Annotated in this window: 24 protein-coding genes, 1 pseudogene and 1 riboswitch; of the genes and pseudogenes, 19 read left to right on the forward strand and 6 right to left on the reverse strand. The window is 72.8% G+C overall.

The annotated features are described in order from the left end of the window. The 3 genes and pseudogenes from ACTWQC_RS00005 to ACTWQC_RS00015 all read left to right on the forward strand — a co-directional run. Nucleotides 1-309 (forward strand): annotated as a pseudogene (locus ACTWQC_RS00005) (ubiquinol-cytochrome c reductase cytochrome b subunit); the annotation flags it as partial. A 171-nt stretch (nt 310-480) separates the two neighbouring features. After that, the gene (gene trpD, locus ACTWQC_RS00010) at nt 481-1,548 is read left to right on the forward strand and encodes an anthranilate phosphoribosyltransferase (protein ID WP_443313343.1); all 1,068 of its coding nucleotides are present in this window, start codon (nt 481-483) and stop codon (nt 1,546-1,548) included. Nucleotides 1,549-1,691: 143 nt separating this feature from the next. Next, a riboswitch (SAM riboswitch) is annotated at nt 1,692-1,808 on the forward strand. A 197-nt stretch (nt 1,809-2,005) separates the two neighbouring features. Next, nucleotides 2,006-3,439: an aminotransferase class V-fold PLP-dependent enzyme gene (locus tag ACTWQC_RS00015; RefSeq protein ID WP_443313344.1), complete on the forward strand. Its 1,434-nt coding sequence runs from the start codon at nt 2,006-2,008 to the stop codon at nt 3,437-3,439. A 280-nt stretch (nt 3,440-3,719) separates the two neighbouring features. On the opposite strand, the gene ACTWQC_RS00020 is transcribed toward ACTWQC_RS00015, so the two are convergent. Further along, nucleotides 3,720-4,001: an Lrp/AsnC family transcriptional regulator gene (locus ACTWQC_RS00020; protein WP_443313345.1), complete on the reverse strand. Its 282-nt coding sequence runs from the start codon at nt 3,999-4,001 to the stop codon at nt 3,720-3,722. Continuing rightward, on the reverse strand, nt 3,998-4,738 hold the full coding sequence (locus tag ACTWQC_RS00025) for a rhomboid family intramembrane serine protease (RefSeq protein WP_443313346.1): 741 nt from the start codon (nt 4,736-4,738) through the stop codon (nt 3,998-4,000). Before ACTWQC_RS00025 ends, ACTWQC_RS00020 begins: the two co-directional genes overlap by 4 nt. A 285-nt stretch (nt 4,739-5,023) precedes the next feature. Here ACTWQC_RS00025 and ACTWQC_RS00030 point away from each other — a divergent pair, with 285 nt between their 5' ends. The 5 genes from ACTWQC_RS00030 to ACTWQC_RS00050 all read left to right on the forward strand — a co-directional run bounded on the left by ACTWQC_RS00030 (nt 5,024) and on the right by ACTWQC_RS00050 (nt 10,731). Continuing rightward, a complete protein-coding gene (locus tag ACTWQC_RS00030; RefSeq protein ID WP_443313347.1) occupies nt 5,024-5,263 on the forward strand; it encodes a hypothetical protein in 240 nt (79 codons plus the stop codon). Nucleotides 5,264-5,281: 18 nt separating this feature from the next. Continuing rightward, nucleotides 5,282-6,646, forward strand: a complete 1,365-nt coding sequence (locus ACTWQC_RS00035) for an NYN domain-containing protein (RefSeq protein ID WP_443313348.1) — start codon at nt 5,282-5,284, stop codon at nt 6,644-6,646. 271 nt (nt 6,647-6,917) lie between these two features. After that, nucleotides 6,918-7,943: an NlpC/P60 family protein gene (locus tag ACTWQC_RS00040; RefSeq protein ID WP_443313349.1), complete on the forward strand. Its 1,026-nt coding sequence runs from the start codon at nt 6,918-6,920 to the stop codon at nt 7,941-7,943. Between the two features lie 239 nt (nt 7,944-8,182). Further along, nucleotides 8,183-9,223: an NlpC/P60 family protein gene (locus ACTWQC_RS00045; RefSeq protein ID WP_443313350.1), complete on the forward strand. Its 1,041-nt coding sequence runs from the start codon at nt 8,183-8,185 to the stop codon at nt 9,221-9,223. Between the two features lie 203 nt (nt 9,224-9,426). Further along, on the forward strand, nt 9,427-10,731 hold the full coding sequence (locus ACTWQC_RS00050) for a hypothetical protein (protein WP_443313351.1): 1,305 nt from the start codon (nt 9,427-9,429) through the stop codon (nt 10,729-10,731). Nucleotides 10,732-10,993: 262 nt separating this feature from the next. Here the strand turns inward: ACTWQC_RS00050 and ACTWQC_RS00055 are convergent, their stop codons facing one another. Then, nucleotides 10,994-12,268, reverse strand: a complete 1,275-nt coding sequence (locus ACTWQC_RS00055) for a glycosyltransferase 87 family protein (RefSeq protein ID WP_443313634.1) — start codon at nt 12,266-12,268, stop codon at nt 10,994-10,996. A 124-nt stretch (nt 12,269-12,392) separates the two neighbouring features. Between ACTWQC_RS00055 and ACTWQC_RS00060 the strand changes: the two genes are divergently transcribed. Further along, nucleotides 12,393-13,535: a glycosyltransferase family 4 protein gene (locus ACTWQC_RS00060; protein ID WP_443313352.1), complete on the forward strand. Its 1,143-nt coding sequence runs from the start codon at nt 12,393-12,395 to the stop codon at nt 13,533-13,535. 98 nt (nt 13,536-13,633) lie between these two features. Here the strand turns inward: ACTWQC_RS00060 and ACTWQC_RS00065 are convergent, their stop codons facing one another. After that, a complete protein-coding gene (locus tag ACTWQC_RS00065) occupies nt 13,634-15,430 on the reverse strand; it encodes an AMP-dependent synthetase/ligase (protein WP_443313353.1) in 1,797 nt (598 codons plus the stop codon). A 264-nt stretch (nt 15,431-15,694) separates the two neighbouring features. On the opposite strand from ACTWQC_RS00065, the gene ACTWQC_RS00070 reads away from it, so the two are divergent. The 6 genes from ACTWQC_RS00070 (at nt 15,695) to ACTWQC_RS00095 (ending at nt 20,952) form a co-directional block, all read left to right on the forward strand. Further along, a complete protein-coding gene (locus ACTWQC_RS00070) occupies nt 15,695-16,486 on the forward strand; it encodes a metallophosphoesterase family protein (protein WP_443313354.1) in 792 nt (263 codons plus the stop codon). Between the two features lie 145 nt (nt 16,487-16,631). Further along, complete coding sequence (locus tag ACTWQC_RS00075; RefSeq protein WP_443313355.1) at nt 16,632-17,081, forward strand: SRPBCC family protein; 450 nt, start codon at nt 16,632-16,634, stop codon at nt 17,079-17,081. A gap of 2 nt (nt 17,082-17,083) precedes the next feature. After that, nucleotides 17,084-18,508, forward strand: coding sequence for an ArsA-related P-loop ATPase (locus ACTWQC_RS00080; protein ID WP_443313356.1), 1,425 nt, complete (start codon nt 17,084-17,086; stop codon nt 18,506-18,508). Between the two features lie 61 nt (nt 18,509-18,569). Next, nucleotides 18,570-19,103 carry a DUF5304 domain-containing protein gene (locus tag ACTWQC_RS00085; protein ID WP_443313357.1) on the forward strand — a complete coding sequence of 178 codons (534 nt, stop codon included), beginning with the start codon at nt 18,570-18,572 and terminating at the stop codon, nt 19,101-19,103. Between the two features lie 127 nt (nt 19,104-19,230). Continuing rightward, the gene (locus ACTWQC_RS00090) at nt 19,231-20,172 is read left to right on the forward strand and encodes an ROK family glucokinase (RefSeq protein ID WP_443313358.1); all 942 of its coding nucleotides are present in this window, start codon (nt 19,231-19,233) and stop codon (nt 20,170-20,172) included. 9 nt (nt 20,173-20,181) lie between these two features. After that, entirely contained in the window at nt 20,182-20,952 is a 771-nt protein-coding gene (locus tag ACTWQC_RS00095; RefSeq protein WP_443313359.1) for an endonuclease/exonuclease/phosphatase family protein, read from the forward strand. Between the two features lie 75 nt (nt 20,953-21,027). Here ACTWQC_RS00095 and ACTWQC_RS00100 read toward each other — a convergent pair whose 3' ends face one another. Beyond that, on the reverse strand, nt 21,028-21,780 hold the full coding sequence (locus tag ACTWQC_RS00100) for a hypothetical protein (protein WP_443313360.1): 753 nt from the start codon (nt 21,778-21,780) through the stop codon (nt 21,028-21,030). Further along, on the reverse strand, nt 21,773-22,573 hold the full coding sequence (locus ACTWQC_RS00105) for an alpha/beta hydrolase (protein ID WP_443313361.1): 801 nt from the start codon (nt 22,571-22,573) through the stop codon (nt 21,773-21,775). Before ACTWQC_RS00105 ends, ACTWQC_RS00100 begins: the two co-directional genes overlap by 8 nt. 228 nt (nt 22,574-22,801) lie before the next feature. On the opposite strand from ACTWQC_RS00105, the gene ACTWQC_RS00110 reads away from it, so the two are divergent. From ACTWQC_RS00110 to ACTWQC_RS00125, 4 genes are all read left to right on the forward strand, one after another. Then, a complete protein-coding gene (locus ACTWQC_RS00110) occupies nt 22,802-23,545 on the forward strand; it encodes a lysophospholipid acyltransferase family protein (protein WP_443313362.1) in 744 nt (247 codons plus the stop codon). A gap of 28 nt (nt 23,546-23,573) precedes the next feature. After that, nucleotides 23,574-24,854: a MacS family sensor histidine kinase gene (gene macS, locus ACTWQC_RS00115; RefSeq protein WP_443313363.1), complete on the forward strand. Its 1,281-nt coding sequence runs from the start codon at nt 23,574-23,576 to the stop codon at nt 24,852-24,854. A 56-nt stretch (nt 24,855-24,910) separates the two neighbouring features. Beyond that, nucleotides 24,911-25,555, forward strand: coding sequence for a response regulator (locus tag ACTWQC_RS00120; RefSeq protein WP_443313635.1), 645 nt, complete (start codon nt 24,911-24,913; stop codon nt 25,553-25,555). A gap of 183 nt (nt 25,556-25,738) precedes the next feature. Next, a complete protein-coding gene (locus ACTWQC_RS00125) occupies nt 25,739-26,767 on the forward strand; it encodes a 6-phosphofructokinase (protein WP_443313364.1) in 1,029 nt (342 codons plus the stop codon). Nucleotides 26,768-26,863: the final 96 nt, after the last annotated feature.

Raw genomic sequence — 26,863 nt, forward strand, 5'->3', positions numbered from 1 at the left:
CGGCGGGACCGGGACAAGGTGCTGCACGGGCGGGAGAGCGGCATCATCAAGCGGCTGCCGCACGGAGAGTTCGTCGAGGTGCACGAGCCGCTCTCGCAGGAGCAGCTGCACACGCTCACCCAGCATCACCAGTACGAGCCGCTCGAGCTCGGCCCGGAGGTCGACGAGAACGGTGTACGGCGCAAGATCAAGCGTTCCGAGAAGCTGCGGGCGCTGCTCTCGAAGGGCTTCTACGGGTCGGACAACCAGATCCCCAAGCCGACCGCCGAGGAGTACCAGGAGATCACCAGCGGCCACGGCCATCACTGATGCCCCTGCCCGGCTGATCAGCACTCCGAGGGCCCCGTCCGGACACCGGACGGGGCCCTCGGGCATGCGCGGCACTGGATAGGCTTGCAGCGGGCCCGGAGGACGAGGGACGACGACGAGGCCCGTCCCTGCCCAGCCCATCCCTGCCCACCCACGGACCAGGAGCGGACCATGGACGTTGTGACCCCCGGCGCGGACGACACCGGCGCGGCGGCCCGCACCTGGCCGGATGTCCTCGGCTCGCTCCTGGCGGGCAACGACCTGAGCGCCGACGACACGGCTTGGGCCATGGAGCGCATCATGCGGGGCGAGGCGACGGACGCGCAGGTCGCGGGCTTCGCGGTCGCGCTGCGTGCCAAGGGCGAGACGGTGGAGGAGGTCACGGGTCTCGTACGGACCATGTACGCCCACGCCAATGTCATCGAGGTGCCGGGGCCGAGCGTGGACATCGTCGGCACCGGAGGTGACCGGGCGAAGACCGTGAACATCTCCACGATGTCGGCGATCGTCGTCGCCGGGACGGGCGCGAAGGTCGTCAAGCACGGCAACCGCGCCGCCTCGTCGGCGAGCGGGGCCTCCGACGTACTGGAGAAGCTGGGCGTCAACCTGGACCTCTCGCCGCAGCGGGTGGTCGAGGTCGCCGAGGAGGCCGGCATCACCTTCTGCTTCGCGGTGAAGTTCCACCCCGCGCTGCGGCATGCGGCACCCGCGCGGCGCGAGCTGGGCATCGCCACCACCTTCAACTTCCTCGGGCCGCTGACCAACCCGGCGAGGGTGCGGGCCCAGGCCACCGGGGTCGCCGACGCGCGCATGGCGCCCATCATGGCGGGCGTGCTGGCCGAGCGCGGCTCCTCGGCGCTGATCTTCCGCGGGGACGACGGCCTGGACGAGCTGACGACCACCGCCACCTCGCAGGTGTGGGTGGTGCGGGACGGGACCGTACGGCAGGAGGCCTTCGACCCCCGGGACGTCGGGCTCGAGCTCGTGCCGGTCGAGGCCCTGCGCGGCGCCGACGCCTCGTACAACGCGGATGTCGCACGGCGGCTTCTGGCGGGCGAGACCGGGCCCGTACGGGATGCGGTGCTGCTCAACTCGGCGGCGGCTCTGGTGGCCCTCAGGCCCGCGGACGCGCCGCTGGCGGAGCAGATCGCCGCCGGCATGAAGCGAGCCGCCGAGTCGATCGACTCCGGTGCGGCCCGCCGCACGCTGGAGCGCTGGGTCGGCGCCAGCAACGGATAGACCGCTCTTCTCGGTGACGACCGGCGGGTGCGGGGACCGGCTTGGACCGTCCCCGCACCCGCCGGTCGTGTGCAGCCGTGCGTCCTGTCCCGCTATGCGGACACGGAGTTGCCCGTAAGTGATCAGCTGGCATACTGCTGCCAGGTCACGAGCGACAGCGATACGGCCCCGGCCCGCTGTCCGGCAACCCTCCGTCCGTGGCGGGGTGCCCCGGGTGATGACCAGGCCGTAGGCAGCGAGGTCTGCGGCAAGCGCGGATCCCTCGCCAGGGATCCTGGTCCTCGAGGGAGTTCTTCCGTGAATCAGCGAATGCGCTAGGGCCCACGGCCCGTTTCTCACAGCCTCCGTGCGGTGACGTCCGTACGTCGAGGCACATTCCGTGCGCTCCGCACTCGGTGTGAGGCGTGATGCGTGCGTTCTTCTCAGCCATTTCGCCGTCCCTTCGGGAGATTCCGTCATGTCCGTGCGCCCTGCTGCCGCTACCACCGCCACCCGTTCCGCCGCCGATGCCGCCCATGTCGCCGATGCCGACTGTGGCGCGCCCGGCGCGGGCGCTCCGCTGCCCGTGCTCGGGCGGGACGTCCTCGTCCCGCTGGTCACAGGCGGCGAAGTGACGTACGCCGCCCTCGACTACGCGGCGAGCGCGCCCGCCCTGCAGCGCGTCTGGGACGACGTGGCCGCATACGCGCCGTACTACGGCAGCGTCCACCGCGGTGCCGGATATCTCTCGCAGCTGTCCACCGACCTCTTCGAGAACAGCCGGGCCGCGGTCGCCGAGTTCCTCGGCTGCCGCGAGGGGGACCAGGTCGTCTTCACCCGCTCGACGACCGACTCCCTCAACCTGCTGGCCTCCGTACTCCCGAAGAACACCCGGGTGTTCGTCTTCGAGACCGAGCACCACGCCTCGCTCCTGCCCTGGCAGCAGGCCCCGGGCACCGAGGTCGGCTTCCTCGACGCGCCGCGCACACCCCGCGAGGCCGTGGAAACCCTCGAGCGGGCCCTCGCCGAGCGCGAGCCGTACGGCCCGGCGCTGGTGTGCGTCACGGGCGCGTCCAATGTCACCGGCGAGCTGTGGCCCGTACGGGAGCTGGCCGCCGCCGCTCATGCCCACGGTGCGCGCATCGTGCTCGACGCGGCGCAGCTGGCTCCCCATCACCCCGTGGACATCGCGGAGTTGGACGTGGACTGGGTGGCCTTCTCCGGGCACAAGCTGTACGCGCCCTTCGGCTCCGGTGTCCTCGCCGGGCGCGCCGACTGGCTGCAGGGCGCCGAGCCGTACCTTGCGGGCGGGGGCGCCAGCCGCAAGGTCACGCGGCGCACGGACGGCGGCGTCGACGTGGAGTGGCACACCACGGCGGCGCGGCACGAGGCCGGTTCGCCCAATGTCATCGGCGTCTATGCCATCGCCGCGGCCTGCAAGGCGCTCACGGAGGAGGGCTTCGAGGCGCTCGTCGCCCGCGAGCAGCGGCTCGTCGCCCGGGTGCGCGAGGGCCTGGCGGAAGTCCCCGAGGTGAAGGTCCTGTCGCTGTTCGGCGACGAAGCGCCCCGGGTCGGCGTCATCTCCTTCGTGGTCGAGGGCTGGAACAGTTCGCACTTCGCCGCCGCGCTCTCGGCCGAGTACGGCATCGGTGTGCGGGACGGGCTCTTCTGCGCCCACCCGCTCGTCAAGACCCTGCTGGGCGGCCGGTCCGACGAGCCGGGCGAGTGCGGCGCGCCGGAGGCCGCCCCGGGTGAGCCATCGCGGGGCGCCATCCGCGTCAGCTTCGGGGCGGGGACCCCGGACGAGCACATCGAGCGCTTCCTCCGCGCCGTGAAGGAGCTCGTCCGCGACGGCGCCCGGTGGAACTACCGCACTGAGGACGGCCGTTGCGTCCCGGACCGCAACGCGTAGCGCCTCCGGCGGTCTTCGCAGGAAAACGGTTGCGGCTGTTTCGGCACCGCCGGTCCGCGTCCCGGGTGTTCCTTGCCGCGGCGGCGGGAAGGAATGGCGCCGCCTGCGGCGCGACCGTTCGCATGCCGCGCCGCGCGCTCGGCGCATCCGCAGGCGGCGGCGCTGGGCCCGACTACGGCGAGAAGGAACAATCCGCCGCCGCGGCGGGTGACCACCCGGGCGCGGACCGGCGGTGCCGAAACAGCCGCAACCGTCGTTTCGAAGGCCGGCCGGGAGGGCGCTACGCGTCGAGGCCGATCGCGAAGGCCGCCTCCAGGTCGTGCTGGGAGTACGTACGGAAGGCCACATGCGTGTCGGTGGCCTCCACGCCCGGGATCTTGCTGATCTTCCCGGGGATGACGTCCGCGAGGTCGTCGTGCTGGGTCACCCGGACCATGGCCACCAGGTCGTACGTCCCCGTGACCGAGTAGACCTCGCTCACGCTCTCCAGGGCGGCGATCGTCTCGGCGATCTCGGGGATCCGGTCCACGCTGGTCTTGATGAGCACGATCGCGGTGATCACGGCTGGCTGTCTCCCTCGGTCGCCCTGGCTGCGCTGCTCACTCTAGCCCCAGGCCCCCCGGCCCCACGCCTCCAAGCCCCACGCCTCCACCGCCCACTCCGGCCGCCCCCGTCCCCGCCCCGATAGCGCGCCCACGCGTAGAAGAAGCCGAGACAGAAGCCGACCAGGTGCGCCAGATAGGCCACCCCGGGCCGGGTCGCGGGGGTGCGCGCGGCGAGCCACTGGAGCACGAACCAGAAGATCAGCACCATCCATGCGGGGAAGCGCAGCGGGAGGAAGAAGAGGAACGGGAAGAGACTGGTCACTCTGGCCGTCGGCAGCACGTAGAGGAAGGCGCCCAGCACCCCCGAGATCGCGCCGGAGGCTCCCACCAGGGTCTGAACGGAGCCCGGGTGGGCCGCCGCGAACGCGACCAGCGCCAGATACCCGGTCGCGAGGTAGAAGAGCGCGAACTCGACCCTCCCCATCCGCTCCTCCGCCATCCCGCCGAAGACGAACAGGAAGAGCAGGTTGCCCAGCAGGTGCAGCCAGCTGCCGTGGACGAAGAGCGCGGTCAGCGGGGTGAGGAAGGCCCGGGGCGAGCCCGCGAGCAGATCGTCCGGGATGACGCCCCACCGCTCGAAGTGGGCGGCCTGCGCCGCCAGCAGCTCGGTGCCTGTGCCGTACGCCGGACTGAGGCCGGAGGCCGGCCCCGCGGCGAAGATCAGGAAGCACAGGCCGATCAGGGTGTAGGTCACCAGCGGCCTGTACGAGGACACCCGGGACCCTCGACCTGCTCCCGTCCCCGTCCCCGTCTCCGTCCCTGCCCCCGGCCCTGCTCCCGCCGCCGTCCTTGGCCGCGTCCCCGGCCTTGCCCTCGCGATCACCTTACGGATCATGAACAGAGCATGGCGTAACCGGACCAACCTGCCCAGAGTGCCCCGCCGTGCCACCGTTGGCCGCCCGGCCCCGGCGCCGCCTCCCTGCCAGGTCGTAGGGTTACGGAAAACACCCGGAAACCAAGAACCCACAAGGACGGCACCATGGGCGTTCCCCAGACGACGGCCGAGACCCGATGGCGCTGCACCCTGTGCGGCAACCTGACGCGTTTCGACGTGACTCGTACGACCAAGGCTGTCGAGTACGTCCACCTCGACCTCGCCGGAGAGTCGAAGGTCGAGGAGCGCGACGTCGTCAGTGAGACCATCGAATCGGTGCGCTGCCGCTGGTGCAACGCGGTGGACCAGATCGAGCTGGTGGACCGCCCGGGCGCGAGCGCCTGAGAACGTCAGGGGTGACAGGTGGTGGAGCGTAGCGAAGGCCGCGCCGGAGAGGCCGCTGAGGCCGCCGGTGCCGCCGAGGTGCTCGACCACCCCCTGCCCGAGGGTGTGCGGCGGAGGGTGATCGCGCTCGTCGCGGATGCCTTCGGCGGCCTCACCATGGCGGAACTCCCGACCCAGTTGCGGCAGTACGCCCGCTTCACCCCCACCCGGCGGGCCAAGTTCGCGGGCAACGCGATGGCGGCGGCGCTGGAGAGTCACACCCTCTTCCGGCAGCGGATCGGCGAGCGGGTCCGCGAGGCGCAGCCGGAGCTCGCCGAGGCCCTGGACGCGGGTTCGCCGCCCGCCGCCGCTGATCCGCTGGACGTGGCGGCCGCGGCGTACGTGCTGCGCCCGGTCGGCTGGGTCAAGCTGGTCGCCGCCGCGGGCGAGGAGGCGCAGCGCGCGCAGGCCGAGCGGGCCGAGGAGGACGCGGCGCGCGAGTTGCAGCGGCTGCGCGCCGAGCTGGCCGAGGCGCGCTCGGCGGCCCGCGGCGAGACCGAGCGGATGCGTACGGAGCTGGAGGCGGCCCGCAAGGAGGCCGACCGGCTGCACCGCAAGCTGCGCAGCGCGGAGAACGACGTACGGCGCGGCGAGGCGGCACTGCGGAAGGCCGCGGCCCAGCTGGACGCCGTACGGGACGCCGCCGCGGCGGAGAAGGGCGCAGCCGAGACCGAGGCGCGGCGGCTGCGGGCGCGTCTCGCCGAGACGGAGGCGGCGCTCGAGGCGAGCCGCCGGGCCGCGCGGGAGGGCCGCAGCGTCGAGGACATGCGGGTGCGGCTGCTGCTGGACACGGTGCTGGACGCGGCGCAGGGGCTGCGGCGCGAGCTGGCGCTGCCGCCCGCCTCGATGCGCCCCGCCGACACCGTGGAGGCGGTCGAGCCGGGCCGGATGACGCCGAAGGACATCGCCAGCCGCGCACTGTCGGAGACCGACCCGGCGCTGCTCGACCAACTGCTCGCGCTGCCCCAGGCCCATCTGGTGGTGGACGGCTACAACGTCACCAAGACCGGCTATCCGACGATGCCGCTGGAGAAGCAGCGGCTGCGGCTGCTGGGCGGGCTCGCGGTGCTCGCGGCCCAGACCGGCGCCGAGATGACGTGTGTCTTCGACGGGGCGGAACTGGCGGCGCCAGTACTGCTCGCGCCACCGCGCGGAGTTCGGGTGCTGTTCAGCAAACCGGGGCAAACCGCCGATGAGTTGATCCGCAGGCTCGTACGGGCGGAGCCGCCCGGCCGTCCGGTCGTGGTGGTCTCCACCGACCGGGAGGTGGCGGACGGGGTGGCGCGTGCGGGCGCCCGCCCGGTCGCGTCCGCTCTGCTGCTGAAGCGGCTTTCGCGCACCTGAGTAACTCCTGAGCCCATTGCCCGAATTGACCCCAGCGGTGCGTCAGGTGCTCGCTACTGCCAGTGTGATCTGTGTAAAGAATGCACTGCGTGACGGACTTTTTTCCGATGAGGATTTGAACCGATCACAGGAAGGTCACTAAGGTCTGGGCTCGACCCTCCGCGCGGTTGATCGTCCATCCGGGATGTCAGCGGAGGAACCGCCGAGTCCGGGGCCGCTCAACCCCCCAACACCACCCGGCAGGCGGCTGAGGAAGAAGGAGCTCGCCCCCGTGGCGTCCCACCGTCGACCCAAGCAGCCAAGCCGCACCCGCGTGTCCGTGCTCACCGCGACCGCCGCCGCAGCTGTCGCGCTCACCTCCCAGGCCGCGCAGGCCGACCCGAAGCCGACCAAGAGCGAGGTCAAGGCCAAGGTCGACAAGCTCTACGAGGAGGCGGAGCACGCCACCGAGAAGTTCAACGGGGCCAAGGAGAAGCAGGACAAGCTCGAGGAGCAGGTCGGCGAGCTTCAGGACAAGGTGGCCCGCGGCCAGGACGAGCTCAACGAGCTGCGCAACGGCCTGGGTTCGATGGCCACGGCGCAGTACCGCACCGGCGGCATCGACCCGTCCGTGCAACTGCTCCTGTCCTCCGACCCGGACAGCTACCTCGACAAGGCGTCCACCCTCGACCAGCTGAGCGCCAAGCAGGCCGAGGCGCTTCGCAAGATCGCGGACAAGCAGCGCTCGCTCCAGCAGCAGCGCCAGGAGGCCGCCGAGAAGCTCGACGAGCTCGCCGAGACCCGTAAGGCACTCGGTGACAAGAAGAAGGAGATCCAGGGCAAGCTCTCCAAGGCCCAGTCTCTCCTCAACTCCCTGACGGCCAAGGAGCGCGCGGCTCTCGCAGCCGCGGAGGCCGAGCGCGCCAACCGCGCGAGCCAGCGCGCGGACCTCGGGAGCGACGCCTCCGCCTCGCAGCGCGCCGCCGCCGCCTTCAGTGCCGCCAAGTCCAAGATCGGCTCTCCGTACGTCTGGGGCGCCACGGGCCCGAACTCCTTCGACTGCTCCGGCCTCACCTCGTGGGCCTACTCGCAGGCCGGTGTCTCCATACCCCGGACCTCGCAGTCCCAGGCCAACATCGGCACCCGGCTCGGGCAGGGCGAGCTCTCCCCCGGCGACCTCGTGTTCTTCTACGGCGACCTGCACCACGTCGGCCTCTACGCGGGCAACGGCCAGATCCTGCACGCCCCCAAGCCCGGTGCCACCGTGCGCTACGAGTCGATCAACAACATGCCGTTCCAGTTCGGCGTCCGCGTCTGACGACCGGACACCGGGCCCCGTAAACCCCGGCATACCGCCCATCCGGGGGAATTGCGGAACCTCCCGCGCCTTCACGCCCCGCCAGTGACCTGCGTCTCCGGCGGGGCGTCACTTTTCGTACGCCCCAACCGGCTTTGGACGCTCCGCGATCATGCGGCTACTCTCTGCCCGCAGTCGTCGGTCCCAGTAGAAGCCCACCGGGCGGCGGGGACCACCAGCGGAAGGGAGTGCGGCCTCCAGTGGCGTCCCATCGCCGTCCCCCACGGTCCGGCTTCGACCGGACGACCCGGGTCTCCGTCCTGTCCGCCGCCGCGGCCACGGCCGCGGCCGCGCTCTCCGCGGCATCCGCCGACGCGGACCCGCGCGACACCCCGACCGACGTGAAGTCGAAGGCGGACCGGCTGTACGAGGAGGCGGAGCGGGCCACCGAGCGGTTCAACGCGGCGAACGAGCACCACGACCTGCTGCGCGGGCAGGTCGAGCGGCTCCGTGACCGGGTGGCCCGCGGCCAGGAGCGGGTCAACCGCATGCGCGACGGACTCGCCACCCTCGCCGGAGCCCAGTACCGCTCCGGCGGCCTCGACCCCGCCCTCGCCCTGCTCCTCTCCTCCGACCCGGAGGGCTATCTCGACAAGGCGTCCACGCTCGACCGGATCGGCAACCGCCAGGCCGGGCGGCTGCGCGCCCTCCAGGAGGCTCAGCGCTCCCTGCGGCAGCAGCAGGAGGAGGCCAGGCGGACCCTCGCCGAGCTCGCGCGCAGCCGCGCCGACCTCGCCCGCCGCAAGAAGACCGTGGAGCGCAGGCTCGCCGGCGCGCAAGACATGCTCAACTCCCTGACCCCCGAGCAGCGGGCGGCGTACACGAGGGCCTCGCGGTCCGGCGGGCGCGCCGACGCGGCCCTGGCCGGGCTCTGGGACGACCTGGCGCCCTCCTCCTCGCGGTCCGCGGCGGCGGTGGCGGCCGCCCGGCGCGCGGTCGGCTCCCCGTACGTCTGGGGCATGGCCGGGCCCGGCGGCTTCGACTGCTCGGGCCTGACCTACTGGTCGTACGCCCAGGCAGGGGTGGCCATCCCGCGCACCTCGCAGGGGCAGCGCCACGCCGGGAGGCAGGTGCCGCTGAGCCAGGCCCGGCCCGGGGACCTGGTCACCTACCGCTCCGACGCCAGCCATGTCGGGATGTACGTGGGCAACGGCCAGGTCGTGCACGCGCCTTACCCGGGCGCGCGGGTGCGCTACGACCCGGTGGGCATGATCCCCGGCGCCACGGTGACCCGCGTCTGACCGCTCCCGGCCCCGGTCCGTATCGAGTCCGGTCCGTATCGAGTCCGGTCCGTATGGCGCCCGGTCCGTATGGCGCCCGGTCCGTATCGCGTCCGGTCCGTATCGCGTCCGGTCCGTATCGCGTCCGATCCGTATCCGGTCCTGTCTGTATGCGGTCCGGCCCGTATCCGGTCCTGCCCCGCGGGGCTCGTACGATCGACGGCGTGGCTGGGCGTGCGGGCGGGGTGAGCGGAGTGAGCGGGGCGAGGCGGCGGGCCGTGCTGTGTCTGGCGCTGGTCCTCGCTCTGCTCTGCGGTACGGCAGCTCTCGCCGGCTGCGGCCGTACCGGCGGGCCCTCCACCGGCTCCGGCACCACCGGCCTGGCCATCCAGCGGATGCTGGACCGGCGGGCGGACGCGCTCCTGGACCGCGACGCGGAGGGCTTCCTCGCCGCCGCCGACCCCCGTGCGACCGGCTACCGCGAGCAGCAGCGCAGGGTCTTCCGGAACCTCGCCGACGTGCCGCTCGGCGGCTGGCACTACCGGCTGGTCCGCACCGGCGGATTCGAGCCCGCGGCGGGCGAGGGGCGCCGGATCGCCGCCGAAGTCCGGCTGCGCTACCGCCTCGAGGGCTACGACACCGCGCCCGTGGAGTCGGTCCAGCGGCTGACCGTCAGTCAGCGGGACGGCCGCTGGTACGTCGCCGCCGAGGATCCGCGCTCCCCTGACGGCACTGTCGCGGCCCGCCAGCTGTGGGACCAGGGCGAGGTCGCGGTCGTCCGCGGCAGCCGCAGCCTGGTGCTCGGAACCGGCCAGGACGCGCGGCGGCTGCGGGAGATCGCACGGACCGCGGACCGGGCCGTGCCGTCCGTGGACGACGCCTGGCGGGGCCGCTGGGCCGGCCGTGTGGTGGTGTTCGTACCAGGGTCGCTGGAGGGGATGGGCGAGCTGCTGGGCGCGCCCGCGGCCGGGTACCGGGGGATCGCGGCGGTCACCACGGGGGAGGCGGGCGGAGCCGGGCGCGCGCCCGCGGACCGCGTGATCGTCAATCCCGAGGCGTACGGCGTGCTCGGTGAGACGGGGCGGCGGGTGGTGCTGACGCACGAGACGGCGCACGTGGCGACGAGGGCCGCCACCTCGTCGGCCACCCCGCTGTGGCTGTCCGAGGGCTTCGCCGACTGGGCCGGATACCGCGGAACGGGCCGTACGGCTCGGGAGATCGCGTCCGAGCTGAGCCGCGAGGCGGCGGCGGGACGGCTGCCACGGGCACTGCCGCGTGACGCGGACTTCGGCTTCGGCGGCGGGAACCGGCTGGCGGTGGCGTACGAAGGGGGCTGGCTGGCCTGCCGTATGGTTGCCGATCGGTGGGGCGAGGCCCGGCTCAGGCAGCTCTACCGGGCCGCCGGCGCGCAGGAGGCGCGCGACGGCGCGGTGGATCGAGCTCTGCGCGAGGTGCTGGGCGTCGGCCTGGGCGAGTTCACGGCTCGGTGGCGTGCGTACGCCGCCGAGCAGCTGGGTTCTGTGAGCTGAACCCGGCCACCGGTTTGTGGGCACGCGTTCCGCGGGGCGGAACGGGTGGGCACAAACCGGCCACCGGCCTGAAGCCGCGTACGAAACGGGAACTTTGCGGGCCGTGCGCCCCCGAAGTGTTCGTTCTCCCCAGCTACTGCTGGGAGGTGCCCCCAGCCCTGCGGGGACGCCCCGGCAGGGTGAGGCGCCGTCGCCGGGTGCGGGTCGGGTGTGCCCACCCGTTCCGCCCCTGCGGAACGACTGCCCACACCTTTGAGGGGCGTCAATGGGGCAGCCGCTCCGAGGGCCCGCCCTGGGCCGGGCGTGGGACTTCCGCCTCCGCGGCGTCCGCGCGGCGCGGGGCCGTCACCGTGTCGTGCCAGAGGCGGCGGCAGGACACCAGGGTCGCGGCGGCCAGCAGCCCGTTGCGGAGCGCCAGCAGCGCGACGCCGAACGGGGTGCTCGCCACCACGTCCGCGAACCGGATGGGGAACTCCAGCAGCGTGGCGGCCGTCGCCGCGAGGACGAGTACGGCCGGAAGCACCTGCCGACTGCCCCGCAGCGTCAGGCACACCGCTGCGAGACACAGCAGCCAGACCATGTACTGCGGGCTGAGGACCCGGCTCGTCGTCGTGAAGAGCAGCACGGCAGCGAACGCCGCGTCGCAAGGCGTGCCCGGTCCGAACTCCGCGGCCCGCACCCGCCACAGCAGCAGCCAGCCGACGGCGAGGGCGCTCAGGGCGAGCGCGATCCGGCTCACCTCGGTCACGTACGGGCCGATGAACTCCATCGAGCCGTAGTTGAGGACCACCTGGCCCTCCCAGCCGAAGTGCCGCGCCCCGTGGAAGACCAGCGCGCCGAGGGACTCGACCTCCGTCCCGCGGTCGCGCTGCGCCGTGAGGAAGGCATGAGCGCCCGGCATCCCCGCGGCGAAGAGCGTGGCGGCGGTGGCGGCCGTGACCGCGCCGGCGGTCCAGCACGCGCGCGTGGAGCGGCCGCGCGGCGTGCCCACCAGAAGGAGGGCCGGCCAGACCTTCAGGAGCGCGCCGAAGGCCGCGAGCACCCCTGCCGCGCGCGGGCGGCGCCGCAGCACCAGCAGCGCGGCCACGGCCACCACGGCCACCATCACGTCGTAACGGGCGTACGCGGTGGGGCCCAGCAGGGGCACTCCGGCCACCCAGACCCAGGCGCCGGTGAGTTGCCGCCCCGGAGCCCGGCCCGCCCGCAGCAGCAGCACGAGGACCGCCGCGTCGGCCAGCCACGCCAGGACGTAGAAGGCCGAGGGGTAATCGAGAAAGGGCAGCAGACCGGGGGAGAGGACCGGCAGGGCAGCCGCGGGCGGGTACTGCCAGGCCACGTCGTCCACCGGAAAGGCGCCGGCGCTGAGCACCTCGTACCAGCCCTGGTAGATCACCGAGATGTCGCTGGTGACGTCGGGACCCGGCAGCACCAGCACCTTGAACACGCACAGCAGCAGCACCGCCCGGGTCACCGCCCAGACAGCGACCGCCAGGACGAGGGACCGCCGCGCGCCCGGAGCCACCGTCGTCCGCTCCATGGTGGCCTGGTCCATGGTGCCCTCGTCCCGTTCTGTCGCGATCTGCCGTGCTCGTGCTGCATCATGGCGTACGACCCGGCCCGCGGGCGGGCGACCCGCGGTGACCCGCTACTGTCGGCAGGCGATGGACAAGACCCTGATCGTGACGAACGACTTTCCGCCCCGGCCGGGCGGCATCCAGGCGTTCCTGCACAACATCGCGCTGCACCTCGACCCGGCGCAGATCGTCGTCTACGCCTCCACCTGGAAGCGGGACGAGGAGGGCCTCGAGGCCACCGCGCGCTTCGATGCCGAGCAGCCCTTCACGGTGGTGCGCGACCGCACGACCATGCTGCTGCCCACCCCGCGGGTGACCAGGCGCGCGACGGAGCTGCTGCGCGAGCACGGCTGCTCCGCGGTCTGGTTCGGGGCCGCGGCACCGCTCGGGCTGATGGCCCCGGCGCTGCGCAGGGCGGGGGCGCGGCGGCTGGTCGCGACCACGCACGGGCACGAGGCCGGGTGGGCGCAGCTGCCCGGCTCGCGGCAGCTGCTGCGGCGGATCGGCGAGGGCACGGACACCATCACGTATCTGGGCGAGTACACCCGCTCGCGGATCGCCGCGGCCCTCACGCCGCAGGCCGCCGGGCGGATGGTCCAACTCCCGCCCGGCGTCGACGAGAAGGCCTTCCACCCCGGGTCGGGCGGCGACGAGGTACGGGCCGGGCTCGGGCTCGCCGACCGCCCGGTCGTCGTCTGTGTCTCGCGGCTCGTGCCGCGCAAGGGACAGGACACCCTGATCCAGGCGATGCCACGCATTCTCGCGGCGGTTCCGGACGCCGTCCTGCTCATCGTCGGCGGCGGGCCGTACCGCCGGGACCTGGAGAAGCTGGCCGCCGCGACGGGCGTGGCCGGATCCGTACGCTTCACCGGCGCGGTCCCGTGGGAGGAGTTGCCCGCGCACTTCGGTGCGGGGGACGTCTTCGCGATGCCGTGCCGTACCCGCCGCGGCGGTCTCGACGTCGAGGGCCTGGGCATCGTTTACCTGGAGGCGTCGGCGACCGGGCTGCCGGTCGTGGCCGGTGACTCGGGAGGCGCGCCGGACGCGGTGCTCGACGGCGAGACGGGGTGGGTGGTGCCGGGCCGCTCGGCCGACGACGCGGCCGAGCGGATCGTCGCGCTCCTCCAGGACCCCGGACTGCGCCGCCGCATGGGCGAGCGCGGCCGCGCGTGGGTCGAGGAGCGCTGGCGCTGGGACCTGCTCGCGGACCGGCTCGCCGCGCTCCTGTAGTCCGTACCGCTCCTTCAGCCCGTACCGCCCCGCCTCTTCGGCGCGGAGATGTCCCATCCCTCCGCCCTTGAAAGGGCGGAGGGATGGGACATCTCCGGTCAGGACGCGTAGATCGCCTCGATCTCGTCCGCGTAGTCCTTCGCCACCACGTTCCGCTTGAGCTTCAGCGACGGCGTGATGTGGCCGGACTCCTCCGTGAACTGGGCGGGCAGGACACGGAACTTGCGCACCGACTCCGCCTTCGACACCGCCGCGTTGCCGTCGTCCACCGCCTGCTGCACCGCGGCCAGCAGATCCGGGTCGGTCCGCAGCTCGGCGGCCGTCGCACCGGCAGGCTTCCCGTGCTCCTCCGCCCAGCGCGGCAGGAACTCCTCGTCCAGCGTGACCAGCGCGCCCACGAACGGCCGCCCGTCGCCGACCACGATGCACTCGGCGATCAGCGCGTGCGCCCGGATCCGGTCCTCGATCACCGCCGGGGCGACGTTCTTGCCGCCCGCGGTCACGATGATCTCCTTCTTACGGCCGGTGATCGCGAGGTAGCCGTCCTCGTCGAGCGTGCCGATGTCGCCGGTGTGGAACCAGCCGTCGGACAGCGACTCGGCGGTCGCGGCCTCGTTGTTCCAGTAGCCCGTGAAGAGGTGCTCGCCGTGCAGCAGCACCTCGCCGTCATCGGCGATCCGTACCACCGAGCCCGGCAGCGGCTGGCCCACCGTGCCGATCTTCTGCCGGTCCCACGGGTTGAAGGCGGACGCGGCACAGGACTCGGTCAGGCCGTATCCCTCGAGCACCGTGAAGCCGATGCCCCGGTAGAAGTGGCCGAGGCGCTCGCCGAGCGGGGCACCGCCCGAGATGGCGTGCGCGGCCCGGCCGCCGAGCACCGCCCGCAGCTTGCTGTAGACCAGCCGGTCGAAGACCTTGTGCTTGAACTTCAGGCCGAGCGTTGGTCCGGCCGGGGTGTCCAGAGCGCGGCTGTACTCGATGGCGGTGTCCGCCGCCTTGTCGAAGATCTTGCCCTTGCCGTCGGCCTGCGCTTTGGCGCGGGCCGAGTTGTAGACCTTCTCGAAGACGCGCGGTACGCCGAGCACCATCGTCGGCCGGAAGGCGGCGAGTTCGTCGGTGAGGTTCTTGATGTCGGCGACGTGCCCGATCTTGATCGGCGCCAGGGCGCACGCCACCTCGACCAGCCGCCCGAAGACGTGCGCGACCGGGAGGAAGAGCAGTACGGACGAGTCGCCCGTGCGGAACAGCGGGCGCAGCCGCTCGACCACGTTGCCGCACTCGGCGAAGAAGTTGCGGTGGGTCAGCACGCAGCCCTTGGGGCGGCCTGTGGTGCCCGAGGTGTAGACGATCGTCGCGGGGGAGTCGGCGTTCGCCAGCGCGCTGCGCTCGTCGACCTCGGCGTCGGAGATGCCCGCGCCCTCGGTGCGCAGCCGCTCGACGCCACCGCTCTCGATCTGCCAGACGTTCTTCAGATCGGGCAGCCGGTCGCGCACCGACTCGATCGCCGCTTCGTGGCCCGCGGTCTCGGCCAGACAGCCGACTGCGCCCGAGTCGCCGAGAATCCAGGCGATCTGCTCCGGCGAACTGGTCTCGTACACCGGCACGGTGACCGCCCCGGCGCTCCACACGGCGAAGTCCAGCAGCGTCCACTCGTAGCGGGTGCGCGACATCAGGCCCACCCGGTCGCCGGGCTGCACACCGGCCGCGATCAGGCCTCTGGCGGCCTCGCGGACCTCGGCCAGGAAGGCGGTGGCAGTCACGTCCTCCCAGCGGTCGCCTCGCTTGCGGGCGACGACCGGGATGTCGGGATGCTGCGCGGCATTGCGGCGGATCAGGTCCGTCAGGTTGCCGTCCGCGGGGACCTCATACAGGGCCGGAAGGCTGAACTCGCGCAAGACTGCTGCTCCTCTTAGCCGCCGGCGCCACGTCGTTGTGGGGTGCTGCGCGCCGGCTGCGGTCCATGGTGGGCAGGGGGTGGACGGCCCGGACGTTACCCATCGGTATGTAGTTCCCGATAGGGGTTTCCGGCCAGATGTTTCATGCGTCACATACCGCGGTGGGTGGCTCGGGCAGGGTAGTCCAGGCCAATGGTGACGCGGAAGTAACCGCAGGTGGGGGCGGTCTCCCCGGCGCGTCTGCGCACAGCGTAGGGTCTGGCCATGCGAGTCCATGTGGTGAGTGACGTGCACGGGAACAGCCGTGACCTCGCCAGGGCGGGGGACGGCGCCGACGCCCTGGTCTGCCTCGGTGACCTGGTGCTCTTCCTCGACTATGCCGACCACTCGCGCGGCATCTTCCCCGCCCTCTTCGGGGTCGAGAACGCCGATCGCATCGTCGAGCTGCGCACCGCCCGGCGCTTCGAGGAGGCCCGCGAGTTCGGTGCCCGCCTGTGGGCCGGCATCGCCGCCCGTGCCTCGGGGGAGGGGGACTTCGACCGCGCGAAAGCCATCGAAACGGCGGTCCGCGAACAGTACGCAGAACTGTTCGCCGCCTTCCCGCAACCGACGTATGCCACCTACGGCAATGTCGATATCCCGCACCTGTGGCCCGAATACGCGCGCCCCGGGACCACCGTCCTCGACGGCGAGCGGGCGGAGATCGGCGGCCGCGTCTTCGGTTTCGTCGGCGGCGGGCTCCACTCGCCGATGCGCACCCCGTACGAGATCGACGACGACACGTACGCCGAGAAGATCGCCGCACTCGGGGCGGTGGACGTCCTCTGCACGCACATCCCGCCCGACGTCCCCGAGCTCTGCTACGACACGGTGGCGCGGCGCTTCGAACGCGGCAGCTCCGCGCTGCTGGACGCGATCCGCACGACCCGGCCGCGCTACGCCCTGTTCGGGCACGTCCACCAGCCGCTGGCCCGCCGGATGCGGATCGGGTCCACCGAGTGCGTGAACGTGGGTCACTTCGCCGCGACGGGAAGGCCGTGGGCCCTCGAGTGGTGAAGGCCGTGGGCGCTCGGGTGGGAACGGCCGGAATTGGTGACGGAGGGTGTGCTCCGTGCTCCGACCTGCGCGCGGTAGCCTTCACCGGCAGGCAACCGGCAGGCAGACAGGCCGCGGACCGGACCGTAGTGGAGGAGCCCCCGCGATGGCGGAACACACGAGCTCGAGCATCACGATCGACGCGGCACCCGCCGAGGTGATGTCGGTCATCGCCGACTTCGACCGCTATCCCGAGTGGACGGGCGAGGTCAAGGAGGCCGAGGTCCTGTCCAAGGACGAGCAGGGGCGGGCTGAGCAGGTCCGGCTGCTGCTCGACGCGGGTGCGATCAAGGACGACCACACGCTGGCGTACACCTGGACCGGCGAGAACGACGTGAGCTGGTCCCTGGTCAAGTCCCAGATGCTGCGCGCCCTCGACGGCTCCTACAGCCTGGCGCCGGTGGCGGGCGGCGCCGGTACCGAGGTCACGTACCAGCTGACCGTGGACGTCAAGATCCCGATGCTGGGCATGATCAAGCGCAAGGCGGAGAAGGTCATCATCGACCGGGCGCTGGCGGGTCTGAAGAAGCGGGTCGAGAGCGAGATCCAGGCCTGAGCGTGCGGACGGTCCTGGTCACCGGGGCGGGCGGTGCCGGGCGCACCACGGTCGCCGCGGCGACCGCCCTCGCCACGGCCCGCGGCGGCCGCCGCACGCTGCTGCTCACCACCGACCGCCTCGGCACGCTGGAGGCAGCCCTCGGCCTGCCTGCGCCGCGGCCGCGGCGCGGGGCCAGTGGCCGTATCCCCGCGCAGCCGCGCGACCTCGCGGACCGGCGCCCGGGTGCGGCCATACCGCCCGCGCCCTGGACCCCGCCGGTCGAGGCGGCGCCGGGGCTGTGGGCCGCCCGTATCGACTCCGGTGAGCACTTCCGCACCGAACTCCTCGCGCTCCAGCAGCGCTGCTCCGCCGCACTCGACCTGCTCGGCGCCCGCCCCCTGGACCGCGACGAGCTCACCGAGCTTCCCGGCGCCCCGCAACTCGCCCTGCTGTACGCCCTGAAGACCCTCCACGAGTCCGCCGCGGGCGCACCGGCCGGGCACACCGGCGAGCCGCACGCGCGCGTGGGCGCGGAGGCCGCCCCCTCGGCCTGGGATGTCGTGGTCGTCGACCTGCCGCCGGTCCCGGAGGCAGTCGCCCTGTTCGCGCTGCCGGAGCAGCTGCGCCGCTACCTCCGCCGGCTGCTGCCGCCCGAGCGGCAGGCCGCCCGCGCGCTGCGCCCCGTACTCGCGCAGCTCGCCGGGCTGCCCCTGCCGGCGCAGTGGCTGTACGAGACCGCGGACCGCTGCGAGCGCGAACTCGCCGCCGCGCAATCCCTGCTGGACTCGGACGCGACGGGCGTCCGGCTCGTCCTCGAACCCGGCCCGGCCGCGGCCGCCACGCTGCGCGCCGCCCGCGCCGGACTCGCGCTGCACGGCATGACCCCGGATGCCGTCGTCGCCAACCGGCTGCTGCCCACCGGCTCCACCGACCCCTGGCTGGCCGCCGTGTCCGGCCGCCAGCAGGGTGCGCTGAAGGCCCTGTACGAGGACGTGGCCACCGCGACCACCCTCTGTGAGCTGCCGCACATAGGCCGGGACCCACGGGGCCCCGACGACCTCGCAGAGCTGATCGAGCGGTCCGGTTCCACCATGCTCGACGACGACCGCGGCGCCGCAGGACTGGTCGAGGGCCACGGGCTCGCCGACGAGCTCGACCGGCCCGATGGCCCCCGGCACGACCCCCGTACCGTCGAGGACCGGCTCGCGGCCGAGGGCGTGCTCGTGTGGCGGCTGCCGCTGCCCTGCGCCGAGCGGGACGAGCTCGACCTCGTACGGCGCGGCGACGAACTCGTCCTCACCGTCGGCCCGTTCCGCCGCATCATGCCGCTGCCGTCCGCGCTGCGCCGCTGTTCCGTCTCCGGCGCGGCCCTGGCGGACGGCGAGCTGCGGATCCGCTTCACGCCCGATCCCGCCCTGTGGCCCCGCACGCCGCACGGCCGGTGAACGGCAGCCCCCTGTTCGGGTAACGTCGAGATACCTCCGAAGCCACTTGCAGGAGCCCGCCATGAGCGATGCCACCGAGCGCCCCGCAGCCGACACCGCCGACGCACCCGACGCCGACGCCTGGGCGAAGGCCTGCGCCGAGGACCTCGCCGCCGAGCGGGCGCGCCGCCGCGCGCAGCACGGACCGCACCCCGGCAGCGCCGCCGAGGAGCTGCGCAAGCTGGCGGACGCGGTCGCCGACAAGCTCTCCTCGATCCAGGTCCCGCTCGCCGGGTCCAGCGCCGCGGGAGCCGTACAGCAGCTGATCGCCCAGGCCAAGGCCGCCGTGGAGCCGGTCGTCGAGCGCAATCCGGAAGTCTTCGGCCACCTCGCCGCGGCGGGGTCGGAGCTGCTCGCCGCCTACCGGGCGGCCGTCGAGGGCCAGGAGCGCCGCTGGATCCGCGGCGCGGACGGTTTCCGCGACCCGTATGACCTCGGTGAACCCAAAGGCCCCAACGGCCCCAGCGGACCCGCCGGTTCCAAAGGCCCCGGCCGTTCCGACGGCCCGGACGGCCCGGACGGCCCCTCCGGCACCGAGCGCATCGATCTCGACTGATCCCCGGCCATCCCCGACTGATCCCGGTCCCCGGCCGATCCCCGACTGATCCGTCCAGGGACCGTGCACCGAGTGCCCTCCGGTACGGTTGGTCGCAGCGGGGTTCGACAGAATAACTGAGGGACACATGGGACTCACCATCGGCGTCGACATCGGCGGCACGAAGATCGCGGCCGGCGTGGTCGACGAAGAGGGCTCGATTCTCGAGACGTGCCAGGTACCGACTCCGCCCACGCCCGAAGGTGTCGTCGACGCCATCGCGGACGCGGTGCGCACGGTCAGCACCGGCCATCAGGTCGAGGCCGTCGGCATCGGCGCCGCGGGCTACGTGGACGACAAGCGCGCGACCGTGCTCTTCGCGCCCAACATCAACTGGCGTCACGAGGCGCTCAAGGACAAGGTCGAGCAGCGCGTCGGCCTCCCGGTCGTCGTCGAGAACGACGCCAACGCCGCCGCGTGGGGCGAGTACAAGTTCGGCGCCGGGCAGGGCCACGACGACGTCATCTGCATCACCCTCGGCACCGGCCTCGGCGGCGGGATCATCATCGGCAACAAGCTGCGCCGCGGACGCTTCGGCGTCGCGGGCGAGTTCGGCCACATCCGGGTCGTGCCCGACGGCCTGCTGTGCGGCTGCGGCAGCCAGGGCTGCTGGGAGCAGTACGCGTCCGGGCGGGCCCTCGTCCGGTACGCACGGCAGCGGGCCCAGGCGACCCCCGAGAACGCCACGATCCTGCTCGGCCTCGGCGACGGCACCGCCGCCGGTATCGAGGGCAAGCACGTCAGCGAGGCCGCCCGCAAGGGTGACCCGGTGGCCGTCGACTCCTTCCGCGAGCTGGCCCGCTGGGCCGGTGCGGGCCTGGCCGACCTGGCGTCCCTCTTCGACCCGTCCGCGTTCATCGTCGGCGGCGGCGTCTCCGACGAGGGCGACCTCGTCCTCGACCCGATCCGCAAGTCCTTCCGCCGCTGGCTGGTCGGCGGCCAGTACCGGCCGCACGCCCAGGTGCTCGCCGCCCAGCTCGGCGGCAAGGCCGGACTGGTGGGCGCCGCGGACCTGGCGCGCCAGGGATAACGCGGCCGCATGGGCGCCACCGTGCTGCCGGACCTGCCGGCGTCCCGTACCGAGCCGGACGGCTCCGCGGTGGTGCGCGTGCTCAGCTACAACATCCGCTCCATGCGCGACGATCGGGCGGCGCTGGCCCGGGTGATCCGGGCCTGCGCCCCCGATCTCGTGTGCGTTCAGGAGGCGCCGCGGTTCTTCCGCTGGCGCAAGCACGCCGCCTGGCTCGCCCGCGAGTCCGGCCTCGTGTACCTCACGGGCGGGGCGACCGCGTCCGGGCCGATGATCCTGGCTTCCCTGCGCGCCCATGTGGAGCGAGCGGAGGACGTCCTGCTGCCCCGCACACCCGGGCTGCACCAGCGCGGCTTCGCGACCGCCGTCGTACGGATCGGGGGCGCCGGGCTCGGCGTCCTCAGCTGCCATCTGAGCATGCGGGCCGACGAGCGCTACGTACAGGCCGGCCTGCTGCTCGAGCGCCTCGCCGGCCTGGGCCTGCCGTACGCGATCGCGGCCGGGGACCTGAACGACCGGCCCGGCGGCCGTACGTTCCGCAGGCTCGCCGCCGAGCTGCAGGACGGGTGGGCGGTCACGCCGTGGGGCGACGAGCACACCACGCGGCCGGGTGACCCGCCGCAGCGCATCGACGCGATCTTCGCCACGCCGGGCGTGGAGGTCCTGGGGTGCGGGGTGCCCAGGGGCCTGCCCGGTGTCACGGAGGCGGACCTCAGGGCCGCAACGGACCACCTGCCGGTGCTGGCCGCGGTCCGCGTTCCCGCCGCCGGTCCTCGGTGACTGTCAGAACTCCCCCGGATTGTCCCGAGATTTCGAACCGTCCGGCCCTCGAACCGTGCGAAGACCCTTGGACCGTCAGACCACCGCGCCGCGCCCCGGGTCGTCGTCCTCGTCGTCGTCGCCGTCCCTCATGCGGATGACCAGGGTGGCGAAGCCACCGAGGAAGCCGCCGACGCCGAGGGTGGTGATCCACCAGGTCATGTTCCACTGCAGCAGCACCGCGAGCAGGAGCAGCAGCGGGCCGCCGATGACCGCGAGCCAGGCGAACTTCGCCGTGGTGTCGGCCTGGGGGAGCGGCGGCGGCTCAGGGGGTACGAAGTGCCCCTCGTCCGTCTCGTCGAAGTCGTCCTCCGAGGGCTCGGGAGCCGACCAGTCGCGAGGGCCCATGGCGACCGCGTAGCCCGTGATGCTCGAGCCGAGGGGCCGGTCCGCGCCCTCGGGCGGCTCCTCGGCCCCGGACTCGTCCCCGTCCCCGTCCTCGGACCCCTCTCCGTCCCTGGACTCGGCCCCATCCTCGGACCCGTCTCCATCTCTGGACTCGGCCCCATCCCCGGACCCGTCTCCGGCGTCCGCTCCCTCGCCGCCCCGGCCCGCGTCCCCACTCCGGCCCGCGTCACTCCGGCCCACGTCCCCGCCCCGGCGCCTCTCGCCGTCCTCGCGCCCGTCTCCGTCCGCGGCCTCGTCCCCGCCTTCGCCCCCGTCCTCCGAGGACAGGTCCGGGTCCGCCGGCTCCTCGCCGTACGCGGCCACGATCGCCGCCCAGGCGGCGTCCTCGTCGACCGGGTCGCCGCCGTCCTCGCGCCCCGGTCCGGCGTCCCGCTCAGCCACCGCTCGCCGTCTCCTTGCTCTCCTCGCCGGCGCCGGGTCCGGCGCTTCCGGGCGCGAGCCGCCCGATGAAGTCGTACGAGTCCTGGAAGATCCGCTCCGCGTCGTAGTCCAGCGTCGCCACGTGATAACTCCGCTCGAGGACCGTCTCGGTGACGTCCGTCGACGAGACCCGGCTGAGGATGCGGGCCGAGTCGACGGGCGGTACGACATGGTCCTGCGGGCTGCGCAGCAGCAGCAAGGGCTGGGTGACCTGCGGCAGCTCGGTGTCCACCAGGCGGAAGAACTGGCGGAGCGAGTGCGCGGCGTGCAGCGGCACGCGGTCGTAGCCGATCTCGTCCACGCCGGGCTTCGCGACGTCGTTCGCCAGGCCCTTGGTGGTCCGCACCAGATACCGCACCACCGGCAGCGCGTGCGCCGCCAGGCCGTGCACCCTGTTGCCCGGGTTGACGACCACGACGCCGCTGACCGCGTCGCCGTGCTTGGCGGCCAGCCGGAGCGCTAGCGCCCCGCCCATCGACAGGCCGAACACGAAGACCCGGTCGCACCGGTCGATCAGTGCCCGCAGCTCCCGGTCCACCTCGGCGTACCAGTCCTGCCAGCCCGTGAGCTGCATGTCCTGCCAGCGCGTGCCGTGCCCGGGCAGCAGCGGCAGCGCCACGGTCAGCCCGCGCTCGGCCAGGAACGCGGCCCAGGGGCGCAGCGACTGGGGCGAGCCGGTGAAGCCGTGGCAGAGGAGGACGCCGACCTCTCCGCCTTCGTGGCGGAACGGCTCGGCTCCGGGGAGGAGCGGCACCTGAGGTCTCCTGTTCTACGTGGTGGGTTGGGGGTACTCCCCAGCGGTAGTCCCCTGGGCCTGACGGCCCGGGAGGTGCCCCCAGGGGGAGGACGTCCGGTATGAGCCCGGTGTGGACTTCACCGTACGCGACTGGACTGACACCGGGTAGATCCGACGGTGGCCTCGGGGGCGGGGCCTGCGTCGCAGCAGGTTAAGGTCTGTTCGTCAGACACAGGAGGTCCTCGGTTGCTGTACGGCGCAATGAAGCTGTCCGTGGGAGGGGCGCTGAAGCTCGCCTTCCGCCCCTGGGTGGAGGGGCTCGAGAACGTTCCCGCCGACGGTCCGGCGATCCTCGCGAGCAACCACCTGTCCTTCTCGGACTCCTTCTTCCTGCCCGCGGTGCTCGACCGCAAGGTCACCTTCATCGCCAAGTCCGAGTACTTCACCTCGCCCGGAGTGAAGGGCAAGCTCACCGCGGCCTTCTTCAAGGGCGTCGGCCAGCTCCCGGTGGACCGCTCGGGTGCGCGCGGTGCCGGTGAGGCGGCGATCAAGAGCGGTGTCGCGGTGCTGGAGAGCGGCGAGCTGTTCGGCATCTACCCGGAGGGCACCCGCTCGCCCGACGGCCGGCTATACCGCGGCAAGCCCGGCGGCCTCGCGCGCGTGGCGCTTGCCAGCGGCGCCCCGGTGATCCCGGTCGCGATGATCGACACCGAGAAGGTCCAGCCGCCCGGCAAGGTCGTGCCGAAGATGGTCAGGCCCGGCATCCGTATCGGCAAGCCGCTGGACTTCAGCCGCTACAAGGGCATGGACCACGACCGGTTCATCCTCCGTTCGGTGACCGACGAGGTCATGTACGAAATCATGAAGCTCTCCGGGCAGGAGTACGTCGACATCTACGCGACCGCAGCCAAGCGGCAGATCGCGGAGGCGGCGAAGCGGCAGGCGGAGGACGAGAAGGCGGCCAGGGCGGAGAAGCCGACCGGGGCGTAGCCGCGCCGGGGAGGGGAGTCGGGGGGAGATGGCGCAGCGCAAGCGCGCACCGCGGGAGCCCGGGAGGGCCATGCGCATGTCGGTCGAGCTGCCGCTGTGGCGCGCCCTGACCGGCTACCGGATCCTGACGTTCTGCTACGCGGTCGTGCTCTTCGCGCTCGCCTACGAGCAGTACGCCCACCCGCTCGGCGCCGCCGCCTATTTCGCCGTGCTGACCGTGTGGATGGGCCTGACCTGGAACCGGGTGCTCTCGCCCGAGCGCTGCACGAAGCGCTTCCTGGCCACCGATCTCGCCATCGCGCTGACCGGCATACTCCTCACCCCGGTCATCGACACCCACGCTCATGTCGTCGGCGGCCACCCCACCCTGCCGTCCATCTGGACGGCCGGCGCCGTGCTCGGCTTCGCGATCAAGGGCGGCTGGCGGTGGGCGGCCATGGCCTCCGCGCTCGTCGCGGTCGCCAATGTCGTCGAGCGCGGCAGCTTCGCCCGGGACACCGTCCACAACGTCCTCCTGGTGTGGGTGGCGAGCGTGGCCATCGGCTACGTCGTCGAGGTGGCCCGCGCCAGTGAGCGCACCCTCGCCCGAGCCCTCCGGATCGACGCCGCCACCCGCGAGCGGGAGCGGCTCGCCCGGGACATCCACGACAGCGTGCTCCAGGTGCTCGCGATGGTGCAGCGGCGCGGTGCGGAGATCGGCGGCGAGGCGGCGGAGCTCGGCCGGTTGGCCGGGGAGCAGGAGGTCGCGCTGCGCACGCTGGTCGCGGGAGGCGTGGTCCCCGCGGCTCGTACGGCCTCCGGGGCCGGGGCCGGGGACGAGGAGAAGCCGGACCCGGTGCACGCGCGCGTGGCGGAGAAGGGCGGCGACGAAGGTCCGGAGAGCGGTGGCCTCTGCGATCTGCGCGCGCTTCTCGCCCCGTACGCCGGAGCCCGGGTGTCGCTGGCCGAGCCGGGGTCGCCGGTGCTCCTGGAGGCCACCGCGGCAGGGGAGCTGACGGCGGCTGTCGGTGCCGTCCTGGACAATGTGCGCAAGCACGCGGGCGTGGACGCGCAGGCGTGGATCCTGCTGGAGGACGAGCCGGACGCGGTGCTCGTGACCGTACGGGACGACGGCCCCGGCATCCCGGAGGGCCGGCTGTCGGCAGCCGAGCGCGAGGGCCGGCTCGGGGTCGCGCTGTCGATCCGCGGCAGGCTGCGGGACCTGGGCGGGAGCGCCGAGCTGCTGTCGGTCCCCGGGCAGGGCACGGAAGTCGAGTTGAGGGTTCCGAGGGAGCCGGAGGCTTCCCGGGGGAGCGAGGCGAAGCGGTGAGCGAGCAGGGAACGGCGGCCGGGCCGGGGGCCGGGACCGGGACGGCGGTCAAGGTGATGGTCGTCGACGACCATCCGATGTGGCGCGACGCGGTGGCCCGCGACCTGGGCGCGGCCGGGTTCGACGTGGTGGCGACCGCGGGGGACGGCGGGCAGGCGGTGCGCAGGGCCCGGGCCGCGGACCCCGACGTGCTGGTCCTCGACCTCAACCTCCCCGGAATGCCGGGAGTCCAGGTCTGCAAGGAGCTCGTCGGCTCCAACCCGGCCCTGCGCGTCCTGGTCCTCTCGGCGAGCGGCGAGCACGCGGACGTTCTGGAGGCGGTCAAGTCCGGGGCCACGGGCTATCTGCTGAAGTCGGCCAGCACGGAGGAGCTGGTGGACGCGGTGCACAGGACGGCCGCCGGGGACCCCGTCTTCACGCCGGGCCTGGCGGGCCTGGTGCTCGGCGAGTACCGGCGGCTGGCCTCCGACCCGGCCCCCGCGGCGGCCGACGAACCGGACGCGCCCCGGCTCACCGAGCGCGAGACCGAGGTGCTGCGCCTCGTCGCCAAGGGGCTCTCGTACAAGCAGATAGCGGAGCGGCTGGTGATCTCGCACCGCACGGTCCAGAACCACGTCCAGAACACCCTGGGCAAGCTGCAGCTGCACAACCGCGTCGAGCTGGTGCGATACGCGATCGAGCGCGGCCTCGACGAGGAGTAGCCGGGCAGCAGCCGGGGAGCAGAGAGGAGCGGCCGACGACAGCAGCCGCCTCCACGGGAGATCCTCCGGTCAACGAAGTCCCCTCGATTTCACCGGATTCAACGGTTTGCCCCATCCCCCTGTGACCTGGATCACCGTTAGCGTGAGCGCCGACCGGGTCAACGAGGGAGAAGGGAAGGATCCATGAGGGTCGGAGTTCTGACCGGAGGCGGCGACTGCCCCGGGCTCAATGCGGTCATTCGGGCCATCGTCCGCAAAGGCGTCCAGGAGTATCGCTACGACTTCATCGGCTTCCGCGACGGCTGGCGCGGTCCTCTCGATGCCGACACCGTCCAGCTCGACATCCCGGCCGTACGCGGCATCCTGCCCCGCGGCGGCACCATCCTCGGCTCGTCGCGCACCAACCCGCTCAAGGTGGAGAACGGCATCCGCCGCATCAAGGAGAACCTCGCCAAGTACGAGGTCGACGCGCTGATCGCGATTGGCGGCGAGGACACCCTCGGGGTCGCGGCAGAGCTCGCCGACGAGTACGGCATCAACTGCGTCGGCGTCCCCAAGACCATCGACAACGACCTGTCGGCCACCGACTACACCTTCGGCTTCGACACCGCGGTCAACATCGCGACTGAGGCCATCGACCGCCTCCACACCACCGCCGAGTCGCACATGCGCGTACTCGTCGTCGAGGTGATGGGCCGTCATGCGGGCTGGATCGCCGTGCACTCGGGCCTGGCCGGAGGCGCCAACGCCATCCTCATTCCCGAGCAGCGCTTCGACCTCGACCAGGTCTGCGCCTGGGTCGAGTCCCGCTTCAAGATCCGTTACGCGCCGATCGTGGTCGTCGCCGAGGGCGCCATGCCCAAGGACGGCGACATGGTCCTCAAGGACGGCTCCCTGGACTCCTTCGGTCACGTCAGGCTCTCCGGCATCGGCGAGTGGCTGGCCAAGCAGATCGAGAGCAGGACCGGCAAGGAGGCCCGTACGACCGTGCTCGGCCACGTCCAGCGCGGCGGTACCCCGAGCGCCTTCGACCGCTGGCTCGCCACCCGCTTCGGGCTGCACGCCATCGACGCCGTGCGCGACCGGGACTTCGGGAAGATGGTCGCCCTGCGCGGCACGGACATCGTCAGGGTCCCGATCGCCGAGGCCACGGCGAAGCTGAAGACGGTCGACCCGAAGCTGTACGAGGAGATCGGCGTCTTCTTCGGCTAGCCGTCCGGCCGCCTCGCGCCCCCGGCGTGAGAGTTCCCACCCACCCGCCCGCCCTCGTGAAGGGCGGGCGGGTGGGAACACACCAGCGCGGAGCAC

Origin of the sequence: Streptomyces sp. 8N616 (assembly GCF_052246385.1) — a bacterium.
Classification (GTDB): Bacteria; Actinomycetota; Actinomycetes; order Streptomycetales; family Streptomycetaceae; genus Streptomyces.